The organism is Shewanella mesophila, from assembly GCF_019457515.1.
GTDB classification, from domain to species: domain Bacteria; phylum Pseudomonadota; class Gammaproteobacteria; order Enterobacterales; family Shewanellaceae; genus Shewanella; species Shewanella mesophila.
Genome location: NZ_CP080421.1, coordinates 2,097,544 through 2,115,317, shown reverse-complemented (window position 1 = coordinate 2,115,317; position 17,774 = coordinate 2,097,544). Strand labels below are relative to the sequence as shown.

Here is a 17,774-nt window from a genome sequence, read left to right as displayed (position 1 = left end):
TAAGCCTCTAGGGGCAAGGTTTTTCTGCTGTAATGGGAGTGGCGTCAGCAAATAGTGGTTTTAATTTAACCAAATAGCCATATTTAGCTCGCTAATTTGAGGACTCAGCCTTTTTTGCAGTGTGGATTACGGCTTTTTTAACACTGACGATATACAATGTGTTATTTCTCACTATTGGGCATGGTATGAACAGAAACATCCTTATTACATTAGCCATAACGCTGATTTTAGCGTGGGCAATTTTTCATTTTAAAACTCAGCTTGGAATATTTATTCTGCCATTATTTATTGGTCTGGTCGCCTTTGTGACCTTAAGGTTATATCGATTGATGGAAAAAGATGACGCTCCAGAGCAACGTTCTACAAAAAGTAACAAGCAACAATAATCTCGTTAGGTCTAACAAGCAGAGAGGCAGATAGTGAGGTTATGATTTTTTTTACGACGCTAACTGTCAAGTTAACCCAAATACTGAGTGTTAATGCACTGATAAGTGCACTTGTGCTGTACTTAATGTTAACTACCATTGCGATCGCGGATGCAGACACGACTCAGTACCTAAACAATATGATGTCGGTGATCAAACCACCTCACTCTCAAATTGGGCTCGAAGCGGTCGACTTAACTTCGAGCAAGTCCGTTTTCCGCTACAATGCCGACATCTTAATGGTCCCAGCCAGTACCCAAAAGTTACTTACCGCAGTTGCGGCGACCACTCAGCTAAGTGAACAGTTTACTTTCGACACCAGCTTACACTCAAGCGCATCGATTCGTCATGGCAAACTGCAAGGCGATCTATATCTGCGTTTTAGCGGCGATCCAACCTTAACAAGCGATGATCTGCGGCAACTGTTTAAACAACTTAACGATTTAGGTCTGTATGAAATCTCAGGTAATCTCTACTTAGTTGGACAAGCTAACGAGCAGCTTAAGGCGCCTGGCGTCGTTTGGGATGATTTGGGAATTTGCTACGCGGCCCCCGTGTCTCGTTTCGTGATCAATAAAAATTGTATCTTGGGTCAGCTAAGCCCTATGTTAGCCAATAATGGCGCTAAACTCAGCTTTCCCCGTTACCTGCCAGTGAAAATTACCACCACAGCCTATTTCGATAAAAATAACCAGCAAGCGTTTTGTGAGCTGTCGTTGCAACGCCTACCCCAAAATGAGTTTCATATCGGTGGCTGCTTTACAGGAGCTCACCCCGTCAAGCTGGCTATCGCCATTACCGAGCCTGGTCTATACGCGCAGCAGCTGGTGGCCCAGGTGATAAAGTCGGCCAAAATACGGGTTAAGGGTAAGGTAAAATTAACCAATGCTATTGATACTAAAGCTAAACTGATCGCTTTGCATAAATCGCCATCTTTAGCATCCTTGATTGAAACCATGCTGTTGAAGTCAGATAATTTGATTGCCGATCAACTATTTAAAGCCATAGGCGAGAGTGTCTATGAGCAACCAGGAACCTTTGCTAATGGTGCTAAAGCTGTCTCTACCGTCTTAACTGATGCAGGAGTGAATTTGACTCACGCACAGATAGTGGATGGCTCTGGACTTTCGCGTTATAACCTACTTAGCGCAAATCAATTACTGCAAGTATTACAACTCATCTATCGCGATCCGCGGTTTGAGCATCTTATCGCCTTATTACCCGTTTCGGGTAAAAGCGGTACCTTGCGTTATAAAACCGCATACAATAAAGCGCCACTAAAAGATAAGGTGATCGCTAAAACAGGGTCTATGCAAGGCGTAGATAACCTGGCGGGCTTTTTATCCCTTGATAACGAACTGAAAATTGCATTCGTCGTATTGGAAAATGGCCAAAGCCCTAAGACGCAGCAAGAGCAACTAGCGCCGTTTAGCGCCCTATTTTTACAAACATTACTAGACTCATCTGACGCCATTCAACAAACCGCTAGCCCCTAGCTTATCCCATAAGAAAGCCCTGAGAGCGCACTCTTAGGGCTTGTTAAGTATGATATTTTAATAAAACATCAGCTGTCGAAATGCGAATTAGAAAATGGCTTCTTCCATTGCCATGATCATACTATCTCCCGCATTTACCTGAGCGAGATGGTAATCGACCTTAGGCAAAATCTTCGCCATGTAAAACTCGGCGAGCTGGCTTTTCACTGTTGTAAAGTCAGTGTCTTCATGATCTACCGAGCGCTCTGCCATCAGTAGCCAGAAATAACCATAAATGAGATGACCGAACGCATCTAAGAAATCGACGGCGCACGCATTGATTAGCGCTGGCTGTGTTATTTTATTGTCATTAATATGATGAGCAGCTGTTAGCAGAGCCTTAAAGCGCGATGAGATCGCCTGCTTATGAGTGTCACTCACGTTAGCGAATGATTGTAGCTGATCCTCTAGCTCAGCTAATAACTCGGTCAACGCCGTTACGTTATCGCCAGTTGTTTTACGGCCTAAGAAATCGATGGCTTGAATACCATTGGTGCCTTCGTAGATTTGGGCAATGCGAGTATCTCGTACCAGCTGCTCAATGCCTGTCTCGCGGATATATCCATGACCACCGAATACTTGCTGCGCCATAATGGCCGCATCGAGTCCTCGGTCGCTGAGAAAGGCTTTAGCTACAGGTGTCAGTAAACCAACATAACGAGCCGCTTTTGCCTTGACCTCGCCTTCGGCATATTTTGCTAAATCAAGCTGCTGACCAGTAAACACAGATAAGGCACGCCCAGCTTCGGTGTAGCTTCGGATCGTTAACAGCATACGGCGCACATCACCATGAACAATAATAGGATCACTAATCGCACCAGTTGCAGATCCGCCAGCCGCAACCCCTTGGGTGCGCTCTTTGGCATAGTCTGCCGCCATCTGATAGGCTGCTTGTGATGTACCTAATCCTTGGATGCCAATTGCCAAGCGCTCGTAGTTCATCATGGTAAACATACACACTAGGCCGCGATTGGGTTTGCCAATGAGATAGCCTTGCGCTTCATCATAATTCATGACGCAAGTCGCAGATCCCTTCAACCCCATCTTGTGTTCAATCGAACCAACCGTGACACCATTGGCTTCACCCAGCTCACCATTATCATCGACCTTAATCTTGGGGACTAAAAACAGTGAGATCCCGTTTGAGTCAGGCAACTTGGCTAAAACCAGATGAATGACGTTTTCAGTCAAATCATGATCGCCACCAGTGATGAAAATCTTGCTACCACTGATCAAATAGCTACCATCATCTTGTGGTACGGCTTTAGTACGAATGTTACGCAGATCAGAGCCCGCTTGCGGCTCGGTCATATCCATCGCGCCCGCCCACTCGCCACTATAAAGATTTGGCAGATATTTTTGCTTGAGCTCGTCAGTGCCGTGAGCGTTAATACACAGCGCGGCACCAGCCGTTAATGAGCCATAGAGCGTAAATGCATTACAGGCGCTATAAGCCATTTCATCGACCAGCACCCCAAGCATTTTTGGCATCCCCATACCACCTAACTCAGGGTCACCGCACAGTCCAACCCAACCACCCTCGGCATACTGATCATATACCGCCTTATAGCCATCAGGGGTGATCACCTTGCCACCTTCGTGACGAACACCCTGTTCATCGCCGCTGCGGTTGATGGGATGAATAAGATCACGAGCAATCTTATCTGCTTCATCCATGATGGCCTGTGCCGTATCCATATCTACAGCGTCTGTAAGTTCTGGCAAGTTGGCCCAAGTTGTAGGCGCATCAAATACCTTCTCTAATAAAAACTTCATATCGGCTAACGGTGCTTGGTATGGATTCATATCTTCACTCTTAAACGTAGGATTAAAACACTTGTTTAAACTTATACTAGATAGCCATTAGAATAAAGTCTTTTGTCGCTAATTAGCGTGATTTGGCTTGCAGCTAGACATAAAAAAGCCCCGCAACGAATGCAGGGCGATTAGACTCAAACTATATAAAAACATTACCACATGAGATCGTCTGGAATGACATAATCTGCATAGGGATCATCTTCTTCTACTGCTTGCAGATTATCATCTTGCTGCCACAAGTAACCACACCACTCAGGTACTAATAGTTGCACCCGTTCGGCTAACTTATGGGGCACCAAATAGCTGACCTCTTCGTGGCGCACAATACCCAATTGACCATTTAGAAGCTGACTCTGCAATTTATCATTGACATAAATCGAGTAAATTTTTGTACCTAAGGTGTAGTTGAATTTAACTTCAGCATCTCTTGGGACCTCAATAGCGAGACGCTTAAACTCTGTAATAAGCCCCCGTACTTGCCCTTTCTCAGTCGCTTCGGCAAAACGCTGTTCGTTTAAGGCTCTATCTTTATCGATTTGTGCCTGTTTCTTCGCGGCGATCTCCTGCTTAAGCGCTTCGGAGCCGTCATCTACTTTCGCTTTACGATCGCGACGCTTTTGGGTTTTAGTATCACGCACTTTCTGCTTGCTTACTAAACCCGCCTTTAACAGTTGTTCTTGAAATGGGTTTGCCATTAGTTTTCTCGCTTATCCAATAGCATCTCTCATGCTATCTATTTTCAAAAAATCAGCTCTTTTGAGCAAGTTTACCAAGCTCACTCATTGCCATACTTGCGCCGCCCAAGGACCATCCGCCGTCCACAGGCAAGATAGTACCAGTAATATAACTCGCCAATGGCGAAGCTAAAAAAAGTGCCGCGTTAGCAATATCTTGGCATTGGCCATTACGCTGCAATGGTACGCTTTTAGCGACGCTCTGCTGCAGTGCCTCACTTGGAGCAAGACGATTGAACCCTTCGGTATCGGCAATCGGCCCAGGTACCAATGAGTTGACTCTTATCCCCTCTACGCCCCATTCAAGCGCTAAGCTTTTCGTCAACATATCGACACCGGCTTTAGCTGCGCTGACATGTGCTTGCATTGGCATTGCGATATAAGACTGAGGTGCAGAGATCTGCACAATACAACCAGGTCTCGACATCAGCGGATAGGCCTGTTTAAGTACCTGAAAACTGCCTAGCAGATCGATATCCATAACAGACTTAAAGCCATTCTCGGTCAACTTAGCCGCGGTAGCGGGGAAATTTCCTGCTGCGCCGCTGACAAGGACATCGATATGATGGTACTTGTCAGCAATAACGCCAAATCCTGCGCTTAATCCATCGACATCCCTGACATCAAAGGCAACGCCAATCATCTTGCCTTCTGGATTAAGCGCTTGTAACTGACTAACTGCAGCGGTGACCTTTTCTTGACTTCGGCTCGCAACAGCAACGTTAGCCCCTGCTTTAGCAAATGCCTTAGCGATCCCTAAGTTAATCCCACTCGTACCGCCAACGACAACGACATTCTTTCCTTGGTAATTAAACATTTTCAACTCCTTGGATTATGTTTCAGTCAGGTCAACTTCTGTGTTAATTGTTCGGATGCTCTAGCTTAGCGATGCGTGTATTGCTGTCAATGCTGCTAAAGGATCGGCAGCTTTAGTGATTGGGCGACCTATTACCAGATAATCAGAGCCAGCAGCCAGCGCCTCAACAGGTGTCATCACCCTATGTTGGTCACCTTTATCGCTGCCCGCTGGACGAATACCTGGTGTAACTAATTTGAATGCTCGGCCAAATTCTGCTTTTAACATAGTCGCTTCTTGAGCAGAACACACGATGCCTGCAAGCCCCGCCTGTTGAGTCAGTGCAGCAAGACGCTTAACATGTTCGGCTGCAGGAACATTAATACCAAGCAACTTGAGATCGTCGTCACTCATTGAAGTCAATACGGTAACCGCAATCAATAGTGGGGCTTTGTCACCGTAGGGCAATAATGCTTGTTGAGCGGCTTGCATCATAGCTAAGCCACCACTAGCGTGAACATTGGTCATCCAAACCCCAAGTTCTGCAGCCGCAGCAACCGCTTTAGCAACTGTATTAGGGATGTCATGAAATTTAAGGTCTAAAAACAGATCGAAATTGCGCTTATGGATCTCGTTAACCAGCTCTGGACCAAACAAGGTAAACATCTCTTTGCCGACTTTCAGACGACACATGTTTGGGTCTAACTGATCAATGAGCTGCAAAGCTTCGGCCTTATTATCGAAATCTAATGCCACTATGATAGGTTTGTTGCTCATTAATCTCTCCTGATGCTTTGCATTTTTTGCTAATTTATTCACCGTCTAGACCGCGTATCCGCTTGATAGAACCCCAACTTTTGCAGGAGGGGCAATGCCAATAAAGTGTGTGTGACGGAAATCCACACTCGGTGCAGCGGTAACTCGGTCGATATTTGATTTGTTGTTCTACTAACTCAGATAGCATATTGAGGCTTTGCTTAGCCTGGCCATCTTCAGCATGTTGTAATTGCATCTTCATTAGATGCTGAAAGCTTTTCATTGTCGGGTGACGATAGAGGCCATCTAAGATCAGTTTTTCTGCATCTTGCAGCTCACCATGTTCAATCATGTGCTGTGCTAAGGTTATCGCCACACTCGCACCTGCGCCCTGCTCTAGTGCTTCACGAAGCAGTTCACGATAGGCGCTACGTTCATCGGGTGATTGATACAATTCATTGGCGATAGCGAGGGCTTCTGGAAAGAGTTCAATGTCAGCGTCTTTAAGACGAACTATCATCTCTTTACCGTGCGCTACATCTTGTTGGTTGAGATAGAGTTTAGCTAAGTGTAATAGCGCTCGGCCACAATTATTGTCTTGTTTCAGCGCCAAGCTAAGTGTCTTCAGTTTTAACTCAAGATCTTGTTGTTCATCCGCGAGCTCGCAGTAAAGATGAGCGCACAGGTGTTTCAGCGATTGCTGACGTTTACGTTTTAACGTCTGAATAATATCAATCGCTTTTTGCCAATCTTTAGTCACTTGATAAATGGCAATTAGCTGGTCTTCCGCTTCTTGACTGTGATCTTCTTGACGCACAAGGTTAAGAAATATCTCTTCTGCCCTGTCGTAGAAACCAGCTGCCAAGTAGTCTTTGCCAAGTTCCATCATGGCGATATCGCGTTGTTCGTTAGTCAAGCTAGGTCGCGCAATTAGGTTTTGATGAATGCGTATAGAGCGATCGACTTCGCCTCGTTTTCTAAATAGTGAGCCAAGGGAAAGATGGGTGTCGATGGTGTCATCATCGACATCAAGCATCGAGATGAAGAGATCAACCGCTTTATCTGATTCGTTAGAGAGTAAAAAGTTAAGCCCAGTAAAATAGTCCCGACTCAATTGTTTACGTTTACTATTCTGTTTATGCCTAATGCTACGGCGCCCCATATACCAGCCATAACCCGCTGCAATGGGAAGTAACAGAAACAGGATCTCTAACATATTAAGCGTTTCGTTCCTTAGCGTTAGAATCCACTAGAGCTGATTGCGTGGTAGGAACTAAAGGTGATAGTTTTGTTTCCAATTGCGCTATCTTTTTGTTTGCCTGACGCACAACTAATTTCATTTTACTAATGTGATAAATGGCGAATAGCCAGCTAACAAGGAAACCTGCCAAAAATACAGCGCCCAACACAACAGGAAGGCGATATTCACCTTGAGCAACAAAATAACTGATTGTCACCAACTGCTCATTGCGAGCACCAAATAACAGGGCTAGCACGAAAAACAACGCGACAAGCACAGTGGCTATAAATGACTTCACGTTACACTCCATATACGCGTAATGATGGGTTGATTATCTAAGAATTTTAGCTAACTAGCTAGCGATACCGAGAATTTAGATATAAAAAAGCCCCCTTTCGGAGGCTTTTAAAACAATGTCATTTACGAGTTGATTGAATCAACGCGCTCACGCAGTTCTTTGCCAGGCTTAAAGTGCGGTACATATTTGCCTTCTAACTCGACTGACGTTCCAGTCTTAGGGTTACGGCCAACACGCGGTGCACGATAATGAAGAGAAAAACTACCAAAACCACGGATCTCGATACGATCGCCGCCTTCTAATGTTGTTGCCATCTGCTCCAACATCTCTTTGATTGCACTTTCTACTTCTTTTGCCGACAGCTGCGACTGCCTAGTGGCAAGTTTTTCGATCAGTTCGGATTTAGTCATCCTGTACCCTCTATAATCAAGCCAAACACAGTCACCTAACGGGGATGCAACATCCCCGAACTTCAGGCGATTTACTTACGAGCTGCTTTGAACGCTTCAGCCATGGCACTGCTCATAGCAACGTCATCTTGCTTGTTCAAGTTAGCCATCGCTTCCTTCTCATCAGCTTCATCTTTCGCTTTGATAGATAGGCTGATAGTGCGGTTCTTGCGATCAACACCCATGAACTTAGATTCAACAGCGTCACCTACTGAGTATACAGTAGATGCATCTTCGATGCGCTCACGAGAAATATCAGCAACACGTAGATAACCTTCTACAGTGTCTGCTAGCTCGATAGTTACACCTTTAGCGTCTACAGCAACAACAGTACCGTTTACGATAGCACCTTTCTTCTTATCTGCAAGATAAGCGTTGAATGGATCGTCTTCAGTTTGCTTAACGCCTAAGCTGATACGCTCGCGCTCTGGGTCAACTGAAAGTACAACTGCGTTGATTTCGTCGCCTTTCTTGTAATCAGATACAGCTTCTTCGCCAGTACCGTTCCAAGAAATGTCAGATAGGTGAACTAGACCGTCGATGCCGCCGTCAAGACCGATGAAGATACCGAAGTCAGTGATTGACTTGATCTTACCAGTAACTTTGTCACCTTTTTGGAAACGTTCTGCAAAATCATCCCATGGGTTAACTTTACATTGCTTAAGACCTAGAGAGATACGACGACGCTCTTCATCGATGTCTAGCACTAGAACTTCAACTTCATCACCTAGGTTAACAACCTTAGATGGGTGAATGTTCTTGTTAGTCCAATCCATTTCAGAAACGTGTACTAGACCTTCAACGCCTTCTTCGATTTCAACGAAACAACCGTAGTCAGTAAGGTTAGTTACGCGACCAGTTAACTTAGTGTTTTCTGGGTAGCGCTTGCTGATTTCTAACCATGGATCTTCGCCAAGTTGCTTAAGACCTAGTGAAACACGAGTGCGCTCACGATCGTACTTAAGTACTTTAACGTTGATTTCGTCACCAACATTTACGATTTCAGATGGGTGCTTAACGCGCTTCCAAGCCATATCAGTGATATGTAGAAGACCGTCAACGCCACCTAGATCTACGAAAGCACCGTAGTCAGTAAGGTTCTTAACGATACCCTTAACTGCTTGGCCTTCTTGTAGGTTTTCAAGAAGAGCATCACGCTCTGCACTGCTTTCAGATTCGATCACAGCACGACGAGAAACAACAACATTGTTGCGCTTCTGGTCTAACTTGATAACTTTGAATTCTAGTTCTTTGTTTTCTAGGTGAGCGGTATCGCGAACTGGGCGAACGTCAACTAGAGAACCTGGTAGGAATGCACGGATACCGTTTAATTCAACAGTGAAACCGCCTTTAACCTTACCATTGATGATACCGATTACAGTTTCAGCATCTTCGTAAGCTTTTTCTAGAACGATCCAAGCTTCGTGACGCTTAGCTTTCTCGCGAGAAAGTTGAGTTTCACCGAAACCATCTTCAACAGAGTCAAGGGCTACGTCAACTTGGTCACCAACTGCGATTTCAAGAACGCCTTGAGCGTTTTTGAACTGTTCAGCTGGGATTGGGCTTTCTGACTTAAGACCTGCGTCAACAAGTACCATACCATTCTGGATTGATACTACAGTACCACGAACGATAGAACCTGGACGGAACTCAAGTGTTTCAAGGGATTGTTCAAATAGATCAGCAAAAGATTCAGTCATGTTTAATTTACTTAAAGTAATAAACCACAGCCCATCCTAGACGTGGAGTCAGATTAATAATTCGTCACATCCATATGACAAATAGTAAAACGCTAGCCTTTACAAGCTAACGTTAGGTAATTTTTGTATGATGTGGGCAAGCGCAAGCTCAACAACCTCATCAATGCCTATTGCCGTTGTATCGATAATAAGCGCGTCCTCAGCTGGTATCAAAGGAGCAACGGGACGATTCATATCACGCTCATCGCGTTCAATGACCTCAGCTAAAAGACGGTCGATATTAACATCGAAGCCCTTGTCCTGCAACTGATTATAGCGTCTTTGCGCCCGTTCCTCTGCTGACGCAGTTAAATAAAGTTTAGCGGGTGTTGACGGGAATACCACTGTTCCCATGTCGCGACCATCGGCGATTAGGCCAGGCGCTTCAGCAAAAGCTCGCTGGCGACGTAATAGTGCTTCTCGCACACTTGGAAAAGCAGCCACTTTAGACGCAGCGTTAGAGCATTCTTGGCTACGAATTGCATGAGAGACATCCTCTCCTTCTAGCACAACTTTGATGCCGTTTGCGTTAGTTGTAATGAATTGCACATCTAAGTGTGCCGCTAACAAGGCCAATGATGCTTCGTTGTCTAGTTCTACATTATGATGAATAGCCGCCAAAGCAAGCACACGATATATGGCGCCGCTATCTAACAACTTCCAACCTAATTTTGTTGCAAGTATCTGACTTACTGTACCTTTACCTGCACCGCTAGGGCCGTCAATAGTGACGATAGGAGCCCGTTGTGACATATGTTTCTCCAAATTAAATCTATCTTCCCTAAAGATCTCGAATGTCGTCCACTGAAAAAGCGCGCGCGCATTATAAACCAAATCTGATAACAAAGCGGTAAAAACTTCAGATTATTGGTACGTAGACTTAATCAGTGCAGATCAATGAGAGGTTTATATGGACCAACCTCTCATTGATTAACAAAAGTTAGACTGCTAGCGCAGCAAACTTTTTAAAGTAATTAGGAAAGGTTTTAGAGGTACAATCTGGATCGTTAATGGTGATACCACAATCGGCAAAGGCAAGCATAGAGAAACACATGGCCATGCGATGATCATTATAGGTATCGATATCAGCTGTATGAGGCTTCACTGGCGGCGTGACCGCAATATAATCGTTACCTTCATCGACAGTCGCACCGACTTTTCGCAACTCTGTCGCCATAGCAGCCAAGCGATCAGTTTCTTTAATACGCCAATTGTAAATGTTGCGAATAATGGTCGTTCCTTCGGCAAAGAGTGCGGTAGTTGCAATGGTCATGGCGGCATCAGGAATATGATTCATATCTAAGTCGACAGCCGTTAACTTACCTGCTCGAGCGATAATATAATCATCGCCCCACTCTATCTCTGCGCCCATTTTCTCCAGCACATCGGCAAATTTAACGTCACCTTGAATACTCTTAAGACCAACCCCGGTTACTTTCACTTCACCGCCTTTTATGGCGCCTGCGGCTAAGAAGTAAGACGCAGAGGACGCATCTCCTTCAACGAGTACGGAACCAGGAGAGACATAAGATTGACCAGAGAGAATTTCGAATCTTTGATAGTCATGGTTAATCACCTTGACCCCAAATTGGGCCATCATCGCGATTGTGATGTCGATATAGGGCTTGGAAACCAACTCTCCTTTGATCTTAATATTTACCGTATCGGTTGCTAACGGTGCAACCATCAATAAAGCGGTTAAAAACTGGCTCGACAGATCACCAGCAATTTCGACATCACCACCGTTAAGGCCGGTTGCATTAATAGTTAACGGCGGAAAATTTTCATTTTTAAGATAGTGAATCTCAGCACCAAGATCGCGTAGCGCATCAACTAAGTCGCCTATCGGACGCTCTTCCATTCGAGGTTCGCCCGTCAAGGTAAACTGACCCGTTCCCAATGTAAGCGCAGCACATAAGGGACGCATCGCCGTTCCCGCATTACCTAGAAACAGACTTTGGGGCTGCGCCGCATTGATGACGCCACCTAGCCCTTCAAGCTCACAAACGGTTTTGTCATCGGAGAGATGATAATTAACTCCCAATTGCTCGAGTGATGCAAGCATGTAACGAATATCATCTGAATCGAGCAGATTGGTGAGCTTAGTCTTACCTTTCGCCAACGTCGCTAACAATAGCGCACGGTTAGAAATGCTCTTAGAGCCAGGGATGTTAATTGTACCTTGGACTTTACTGATGGGTTCGAGTCGTAGTTGCTTCATTAATCACTTCTTTTATCATTGCATGACGCCTTAACAGTCATGCGGGTTATCATTAACGTTTGTACCATCACGACAAAATGGCGATCTGTTCAAAAAGACTTTGAACCTCGTGGTTATAAAGTTACTGATTGGGGCGTACTATTCAATACTTTTTTCACTTTTTTATGCCTAAATGAGTAATTTTCTTTCTTCATGGGCTAAATTGCGTTTTAACTTAAGCATTTCGTTAACTAACACTGTGAAGTTAACATCGCTGGCATAAAATTTTGCCACAGATATCGTTTGATAAATTGAGGAGTTTAACTGTTAATCGGACACAAACTTAGTTTATCCTAAGTCCACTACTAACAAAGGCCTGTATTGGCCAACAAACAGAATATAAGGTCGTTAGCACTATGTTCGAAAAACTCTCCCCTATGCCTGCCGATCCTATCCTTGGCTTAATGGCAAAATACCGCGAAGACTCCCATGTAAATAAGGTCGATCTCGGTGTTGGTGTTTATAAAGATGAAGCTGGGCATACGCCGATTTTAGCCTGCGTCAAGAAGGCTGAACAACATAGGATTGATACAGAGGAAACGAAAGTTTACATCGGTCCTACAGGGTCGGCTTCCTTTAATCAACTCATTGGCGAGTTAGCGTTTGGCGCCAATAATGCGGCAATGTTAGCAAATCGTATTCGCTCAGTGTCTACTCCTGGCGGTACGGGCTCATTAAGAGTGGCGGCCGATTTCATTAAGCGCATTAATCCGAACTCGGTGATTTGGGTTAGTGATCCCACTTGGGCTAACCATACTGGTCTATTTGAAGCGGCTGGGATCACAGTAAAAACGTACCCCTACTACGATCATGAAAATAAATCGCTTAAGTTCGACGAGATGCTTGCCACACTCGCCACAATCAGCAGTGATGACGTGGTGTTATTGCATGCGTGTTGCCATAACCCAAGCGGTATGGATTTGACCAATGAACAGTGGGATAAGGTTATTGAACTCACTAAACAGCAGGGATTTACCCCATTAATCGATATGGCATATCAGGGTTTTGGCGACGGTGTTGACCAAGATGCTTACGGTGTCCGTCAAATGGCGGCGGCCGTCGAAGACATGATCTTATGCAGTTCATGTTCTAAGAACTTTGGCCTATACCGTGAACGTATTGGCGCCTGTTCAATCGTTGCTAAAGACAGCCACGCGGCAGATATCGCGTTTTCAGTATTACTCTACGTTGTACGCTGTATCTATTCGATGCCGCCAGCACACGGCGCAGCGATCGTCGAGACCATTTTGGGTTCGAGTGAGCTTAAGCAGCAATGGTTAGATGAGCTTAAAGTCATGCGTGATCGCATTAACGGTAATCGCGCTATGCTAGTCAATAAGTTAATAGAGAAAGGCGTGACTCGCGACTTTAGCTTTATCGCACAGCAAAAAGGGATGTTCTCTTTCCTTGGTATAACGCCAGAGCAAGTCGCTCAATTACAACGCGATCACAGTATCTACATGGTAGATTCAAGCCGTATCAGCATTGCCGGGATCGGTGAAGGAAACGTAGACTACTTAGCCGAATCAATAGCTAAAGTGCTGTAAAAAAACAAAAAAGAGTTCCTTGGATATGACGCCAAGGAACTCTTTTTATCTTAACTATGAAGATTAACAGCTATGTTTCGCTGCAAATTGATGCATAAACTTAACTAACGCGTTAACGCCTTCAATCGGCATCGCATTATAAATACTCGCTCGCATACCACCAACACTTCGGTGGCCTTTCAATGCTACCAGCCCGTTCGCTTTGGCCTGCTTGATGAACTCATCGTTTAAGCTTTCATCTCTTAAATAAAAGGTCACATTCATTTTAGAGCGATTCTCAGTTGCCACTCTGCTCTCATAGAAGTCATTACTATCTATAAATGTATATAAAAGCTCCGCTTTTTGCTGATTGAGCTTTTCCATGGCAGCAACGCCACCCTTACCTTTTAACCATTTAAAGACTTCGGCCGCCAAATACCAAGCAAAAGTCGGTGGCGTGTTATACATAGAATCATGTTTCACCGCTAAGCGATAATCCATGATAGACGCCTGCGCCAATTGTGGATGCGACAACAACTCATCTTTTACAATAACGATGCTGAGGCCCGATGGACCAATATTCTTTTGCGCGCCAGCATAGATCAAACCGTAACGACTAACGTCGATTTGACGCGACATGATGTTAGATGACATATCGGCAACAATCGGCCAAGGAGAATCTAATTCGTCAAAAATTTCGATGCCATCAACCGTCTCATTTGGACAATAGTGAACATAACGATAATCTTTATCTAATGCCCGCAGATTCGGTATTACCACTCTATTGATACCATTAGTTTTATCGACAATATTAATGGTGTCTACCTGGTCACTACCTGCAAGCTTTACCGCCTCGTCAACGGCAGCTGATGACCAGCTACCATCCACTAAATAGAGCGCCTTACCTTTATTGCCAAGAAAATTATTCACAACAGCAGCAAACTGACCTCGACCGCCGCCATGCATAAATAACACATGGTAGTCGTTGGGAATCGACATTAATTCTCTGATATCCGCTTCGGCCTGCTCTGTTAACGCGATAAATTCTTTACTACGATGGCTGACCTCCATAACGGATACACCTTGGCCATTCCAATCTAATAACTCCATTTGTGCCTTGTTCATCACCTCAACAGGTAGCATTGCAGGTCCTGCACAGAAATTATATGTCGCGCTCACTTACTTCTCCTTTGACTCATAGGGTCAATTGCGTTGATACAATAGTTGGTGCCACTGGCATTATTATTAGAATTATCTGTTTCTTTTTTTGCTTGCTGAAACAAAACGAGCGTCCAAATGGACGCCCGTTAAACTCGCAAATCGTTACTCAGCAGGTTGCTCAGCGTCAGATTGCGTATCAGGTTCATCACCTGGTGTTTGCTCTACGTCAGTCTCGACAGATTCCGTATTATTAATGATAGGATTTCCCTCTTCATCAAGTTCTACTTCTTCTTGTATCTCATCGATGCGTTGCAAACCAACCACTTTTTCATCATCAGCCGTACGGATGATCGTGACACCTTGAGTGTTACGACCAATGCTTGATACGCCCGTTGCAGGTGTGCGAACTAAAGTTCCCTTGTCACTGATCAACATGATTTCATCGTTTTCGCCAACTTGAACGGCGCCGACAACAGCACCATTACGTTCACTCACTTTGATAGAAACCACACCTTTAGTACCACGACTCTTAGCTGGGTACTCTGCAAGATCTGTACGCTTACCATAACCGTTTTCTGTCACGGTCAAGATGGCGCCATCGCCCTTAGGTACGATGAGAGACACTACTTGCTGGCCATCTTCAAGCTTGATACCACGAACACCCGTTGCAGTACGGCCCATCGCTCGCAGTGCTATCACTTCTTCGCCAGTTTCTGGATCGATTTTAACTTCACCAGTTTCTGAACTGCGTGCTTTCTCGTTAAACCTAACGACCTTGCCTTCGTTAGAGAACAACATGATGTCATCATTGCCATCAGTAATGTCTACGCCAATCAACTGATCGCCATCTTTAAGATTAACCGCGATGATACCGTTTGAACGTGGATTGCTGTAAGCCGTCAAGGCAGTCTTCTTCACCGTGCCGTGAGAAGTCGCCATAATAATGTACTTATCTTCCGCGTATTCACGTACAGGCAAGATTGCCGTAATACGTTCGCCTTCGGAGAGCGGCAAAATATTTACAATAGGACGCCCACGAGCGGTGCGACTCGCTAGCGGTAACTGGTAAACTTTGAGCCAATACATCTTACCAAAATCAGAGAAGCATAAGATGGTGTCGTGGGTATTGGCCACCAATAGCTTCTCGACGAAATCTTCATCTTTCACTTTAGTAGCCGCTTTGCCTTTACCACCACGACGCTGAGCTTGGTAGTCGGTTAACGGCTGATACTTGGCATAACCTAAGTGTGACAATGTCACTACAACGTCTTCTTCGTTGATCAGGTCTTCAAGACTCATATCAATTTCATTGGCGTTGATCACAGTGCGGCGCTCATCACCATACTGTTCTAAGATCTCTTCGAGTTCTTCTTTGATCACTTCCATCAGACGTTCAGGGCTACGAAGGATCAGCAGTAATCCGGCAATAAGAACCAAGAGTTCTTCATATTCAGATAGGATCTTCTCGTGCTCAAGCCCAGTTAATCTGTGTAGGCGAAGTTCGAGAATGGCCTGAGCCTGCTGCTCAGTTAAGAAATACTTGCCATCACGAATACCGAACTCTGGCTCAAGCCACTCTGGACGCGCTGCATCATCGCCTGCTTTTTCAAGCATGCCTTGTACATTACCCAGCTCCCAACCTTGCGCGACAAGTTTGACTTTCGCTTCAGCTGGCGTTGGTGAGGCTTTAATGACCGCAATAATCGGATCGATGTTAGCTAACGCAATCGCTAATGCCTCAAGGATATGGGCACGCTCACGGGCTTTACGGAGTTCAAATACGGTACGGCGAGTGACCACTTCACGGCGGTGAAGGATAAAGCACTCTAGCATCTCTTTAAGGTTGAACAACTTAGGCTGACCGTTGGTCAATGCCACCATGTTAATACCAAAAGAGCACTGCATCTGAGTTTGAGCATAAAGGTTATTAAGTACAACCTCGCCCACTTCTCCACGTTTGATCTCGATAACGATGCGCATACCATCTTTATCAGATTCATCGCGAAGACCGCTAATGCCTTCAATTTTCTTATCTTTTACTAGCTCGGCGATCTTTTCGATCATACGAGCCTTGTTAACTTGATAAGGGATCTCATGCACGATAATACGTTCACGGCCATTGTCTTCAGTTTCGACTTCAGCCTTGGCACGCATAACGGCGCGTCCACGCCCCGTCTTATACGCATCAATAATGCCCTTACGACCATTGATAGATGCAGCCGTTGGGAAGTCTGGACCTGGAATATATTCCATCAGCTGCTCGATTGAGAGACTTGGCTCCTCAATCAGGGCTAAACAGCCTTGTACCACTTCGTTTAAGTTGTGTGGCGGAATATTGGTCGCCATACCAACAGCAATACCCGATGAACCATTAATTAATAGGTTAGGTACGCGTGTAGGTAGCACAGCAGGAATAAATTCAGTGCCATCATAGTTAGGCACGAAATCGACGGTTTCTTTCTCTAAGTCAGCCAATAATGAATGGGCTAACTTTTCCATGCGAATTTCGGTATAACGCATCGCAGCAGCAGAGTCACCATCGACAGAACCAAAGTTACCTTGGCCGTCAACCAGTGGATATCTCATAGAGAAAGGCTGCGCTAAACGAACGATAGTGTCGTAAACTGCGGTATCGCCATGTGGGTGGTATTTACCGATAACATCACCGACAACACGTGCCGACTTTTTATAAGGTTTATTCCAATCGTTCTTAAGTTCGTTCATCGCAAAAAGAACACGACGGTGAACGGGTTTTAGTCCGTCTCTTACATCAGGTAGAGCTCGGCCAACGATAACGCTCATGGCGTAATCTAAATATGAATTCTTTAATTCGTCTTCAATATTAATTGGTGTTATAGATGAAGCCAGATCAGTCATAAACTGCTCGATCCCTTGAAATTTAGCTGACAAAATACTGTTCAGAAACCAGACAATATTACGTCAAGCCTGAAAACGTGATTTGGCATTCTAACACAGATAATTATTGTCGCTAGACCCTATTGAAATTTCCCTTCAAATAACTGATTAGGCCGATAAA

General features: G+C 44.9%; 15 protein-coding genes. 3 read left to right on the top strand and 12 right to left on the bottom strand.

The features are described from left to right. Positions 1 to 185: 185 nt before the first annotated feature. Together K0I73_RS09260 and dacB are read left to right on the top strand one after the other, a co-directional pair. Positions 186 to 386: a hypothetical protein gene (locus K0I73_RS09260; protein WP_220064161.1), complete on the top strand. Its 201-nt coding sequence runs from the start codon at positions 186 to 188 to the stop codon at positions 384 to 386. Positions 387 to 427: 41 nt separating this feature from the next. Continuing rightward, on the top strand, positions 428 to 1,921 hold the full coding sequence (gene dacB, locus K0I73_RS09255; protein ID WP_220064160.1) for a D-alanyl-D-alanine carboxypeptidase/D-alanyl-D-alanine endopeptidase: 1,494 nt from the start codon (positions 428 to 430) through the stop codon (positions 1,919 to 1,921). Positions 1,922 to 2,008: 87 nt separating this feature from the next. Here dacB and K0I73_RS09250 read toward each other — a convergent pair whose 3' ends face one another. The 10 genes from K0I73_RS09250 to aroA form a co-directional block, all read right to left on the bottom strand. Next, positions 2,009 to 3,766, bottom strand: coding sequence for an acyl-CoA dehydrogenase (locus tag K0I73_RS09250; RefSeq protein WP_220064159.1), 1,758 nt, complete (start codon positions 3,764 to 3,766; stop codon positions 2,009 to 2,011). A 164-nt stretch (positions 3,767 to 3,930) separates the two neighbouring features. Continuing rightward, entirely contained in the window at positions 3,931 to 4,473 is a 543-nt protein-coding gene (locus K0I73_RS09245) for a DUF2058 domain-containing protein (protein WP_220064158.1), read from the bottom strand. Positions 4,474 to 4,525: 52 nt separating this feature from the next. After that, on the bottom strand, positions 4,526 to 5,329 hold the full coding sequence (locus tag K0I73_RS09240) for an SDR family oxidoreductase (protein WP_220064157.1): 804 nt from the start codon (positions 5,327 to 5,329) through the stop codon (positions 4,526 to 4,528). A 60-nt stretch (positions 5,330 to 5,389) separates the two neighbouring features. Beyond that, complete coding sequence (pyrF, locus tag K0I73_RS09235; RefSeq protein ID WP_220064156.1) at positions 5,390 to 6,085, bottom strand: orotidine-5'-phosphate decarboxylase; 696 nt, start codon at positions 6,083 to 6,085, stop codon at positions 5,390 to 5,392. Between the two features lie 34 nt (positions 6,086 to 6,119). Next, positions 6,120 to 7,280 carry a lipopolysaccharide assembly protein LapB gene (gene lapB, locus K0I73_RS09230; RefSeq protein ID WP_220064155.1) on the bottom strand — a complete coding sequence of 387 codons (1,161 nt, stop codon included), beginning with the start codon at positions 7,278 to 7,280 and terminating at the stop codon, positions 6,120 to 6,122. 1 nt (position 7,281) lies between these two features. Next, positions 7,282 to 7,602 carry a LapA family protein gene (locus tag K0I73_RS09225; protein WP_220064154.1) on the bottom strand — a complete coding sequence of 107 codons (321 nt, stop codon included), beginning with the start codon at positions 7,600 to 7,602 and terminating at the stop codon, positions 7,282 to 7,284. Positions 7,603 to 7,724: 122 nt separating this feature from the next. Then, complete coding sequence (ihfB, locus tag K0I73_RS09220; RefSeq protein ID WP_220064153.1) at positions 7,725 to 8,012, bottom strand: integration host factor subunit beta; 288 nt, start codon at positions 8,010 to 8,012, stop codon at positions 7,725 to 7,727. 71 nt (positions 8,013 to 8,083) lie between these two features. After that, positions 8,084 to 9,751, bottom strand: coding sequence for a 30S ribosomal protein S1 (gene rpsA, locus K0I73_RS09215; RefSeq protein ID WP_220064152.1), 1,668 nt, complete (start codon positions 9,749 to 9,751; stop codon positions 8,084 to 8,086). A 99-nt stretch (positions 9,752 to 9,850) separates the two neighbouring features. After that, positions 9,851 to 10,543, bottom strand: coding sequence for a (d)CMP kinase (cmk, locus tag K0I73_RS09210; protein WP_220064151.1), 693 nt, complete (start codon positions 10,541 to 10,543; stop codon positions 9,851 to 9,853). Between the two features lie 187 nt (positions 10,544 to 10,730). Then, positions 10,731 to 12,011 (bottom strand): 3-phosphoshikimate 1-carboxyvinyltransferase, encoded by a 1,281-nt coding sequence (gene aroA / locus K0I73_RS09205; protein WP_220064150.1) that lies wholly within the window; start codon positions 12,009 to 12,011, stop codon positions 10,731 to 10,733. Positions 12,012 to 12,406: 395 nt separating this feature from the next. Here aroA and K0I73_RS09200 point away from each other — a divergent pair, with 395 nt between their 5' ends. Further along, on the top strand, positions 12,407 to 13,597 hold the full coding sequence (locus K0I73_RS09200) for an amino acid aminotransferase (protein WP_220064149.1): 1,191 nt from the start codon (positions 12,407 to 12,409) through the stop codon (positions 13,595 to 13,597). Between the two features lie 63 nt (positions 13,598 to 13,660). On the opposite strand, the gene serC is transcribed toward K0I73_RS09200, so the two are convergent. Together serC and gyrA are read right to left on the bottom strand one after the other, a co-directional pair. Then, entirely contained in the window at positions 13,661 to 14,755 is a 1,095-nt protein-coding gene (gene serC, locus K0I73_RS09195; RefSeq protein WP_220064148.1) for a 3-phosphoserine/phosphohydroxythreonine transaminase, read from the bottom strand. Between the two features lie 144 nt (positions 14,756 to 14,899). Then, entirely contained in the window at positions 14,900 to 17,614 is a 2,715-nt protein-coding gene (gyrA, locus tag K0I73_RS09190; RefSeq protein ID WP_220064147.1) for a DNA gyrase subunit A, read from the bottom strand. Between the last annotated feature and the right edge of the window lie 160 nt (positions 17,615 to 17,774).

Bases quoted from the DNA above. Each gene is read 5' to 3' on its own strand.
- cmk (WP_220064151.1), bottom strand. From the start codon at position 10,543: ATGTCACAACGGGCTCCTATCGTCACTATTGACGGCCCTAGCGGTGCA.
- lapB (WP_220064155.1), bottom strand. From the start codon at position 7,280: ATGTTAGAGATCCTGTTTCTGTTACTTCCCATTGCAGCGGGTTATGGC.
- K0I73_RS09245 (WP_220064158.1), bottom strand. From the start codon at position 4,473: ATGGCAAACCCATTTCAAGAACAACTGTTAAAGGCGGGTTTAGTAAGC.
- aroA (WP_220064150.1), bottom strand. From the start codon at position 12,011: ATGAAGCAACTACGACTCGAACCCATCAGTAAAGTCCAAGGTACAATT.
- ihfB (WP_220064153.1), bottom strand. From the start codon at position 8,012: ATGACTAAATCCGAACTGATCGAAAAACTTGCCACTAGGCAGTCGCAG.
- dacB (WP_220064160.1), top strand. From the start codon at position 428: ATGATTTTTTTTACGACGCTAACTGTCAAGTTAACCCAAATACTGAGT.
- rpsA (WP_220064152.1), bottom strand. From the start codon at position 9,751: ATGACTGAATCTTTTGCTGATCTATTTGAACAATCCCTTGAAACACTT.
- gyrA (WP_220064147.1), bottom strand. From the start codon at position 17,614: ATGACTGATCTGGCTTCATCTATAACACCAATTAATATTGAAGACGAA.
- K0I73_RS09250 (WP_220064159.1), bottom strand. From the start codon at position 3,766: ATGAATCCATACCAAGCACCGTTAGCCGATATGAAGTTTTTATTAGAG.
- K0I73_RS09240 (WP_220064157.1), bottom strand. From the start codon at position 5,329: ATGTTTAATTACCAAGGAAAGAATGTCGTTGTCGTTGGCGGTACGAGT.
- K0I73_RS09200 (WP_220064149.1), top strand. From the start codon at position 12,407: ATGTTCGAAAAACTCTCCCCTATGCCTGCCGATCCTATCCTTGGCTTA.
- pyrF (WP_220064156.1), bottom strand. From the start codon at position 6,085: ATGAGCAACAAACCTATCATAGTGGCATTAGATTTCGATAATAAGGCC.
- K0I73_RS09260 (WP_220064161.1), top strand. From the start codon at position 186: ATGAACAGAAACATCCTTATTACATTAGCCATAACGCTGATTTTAGCG.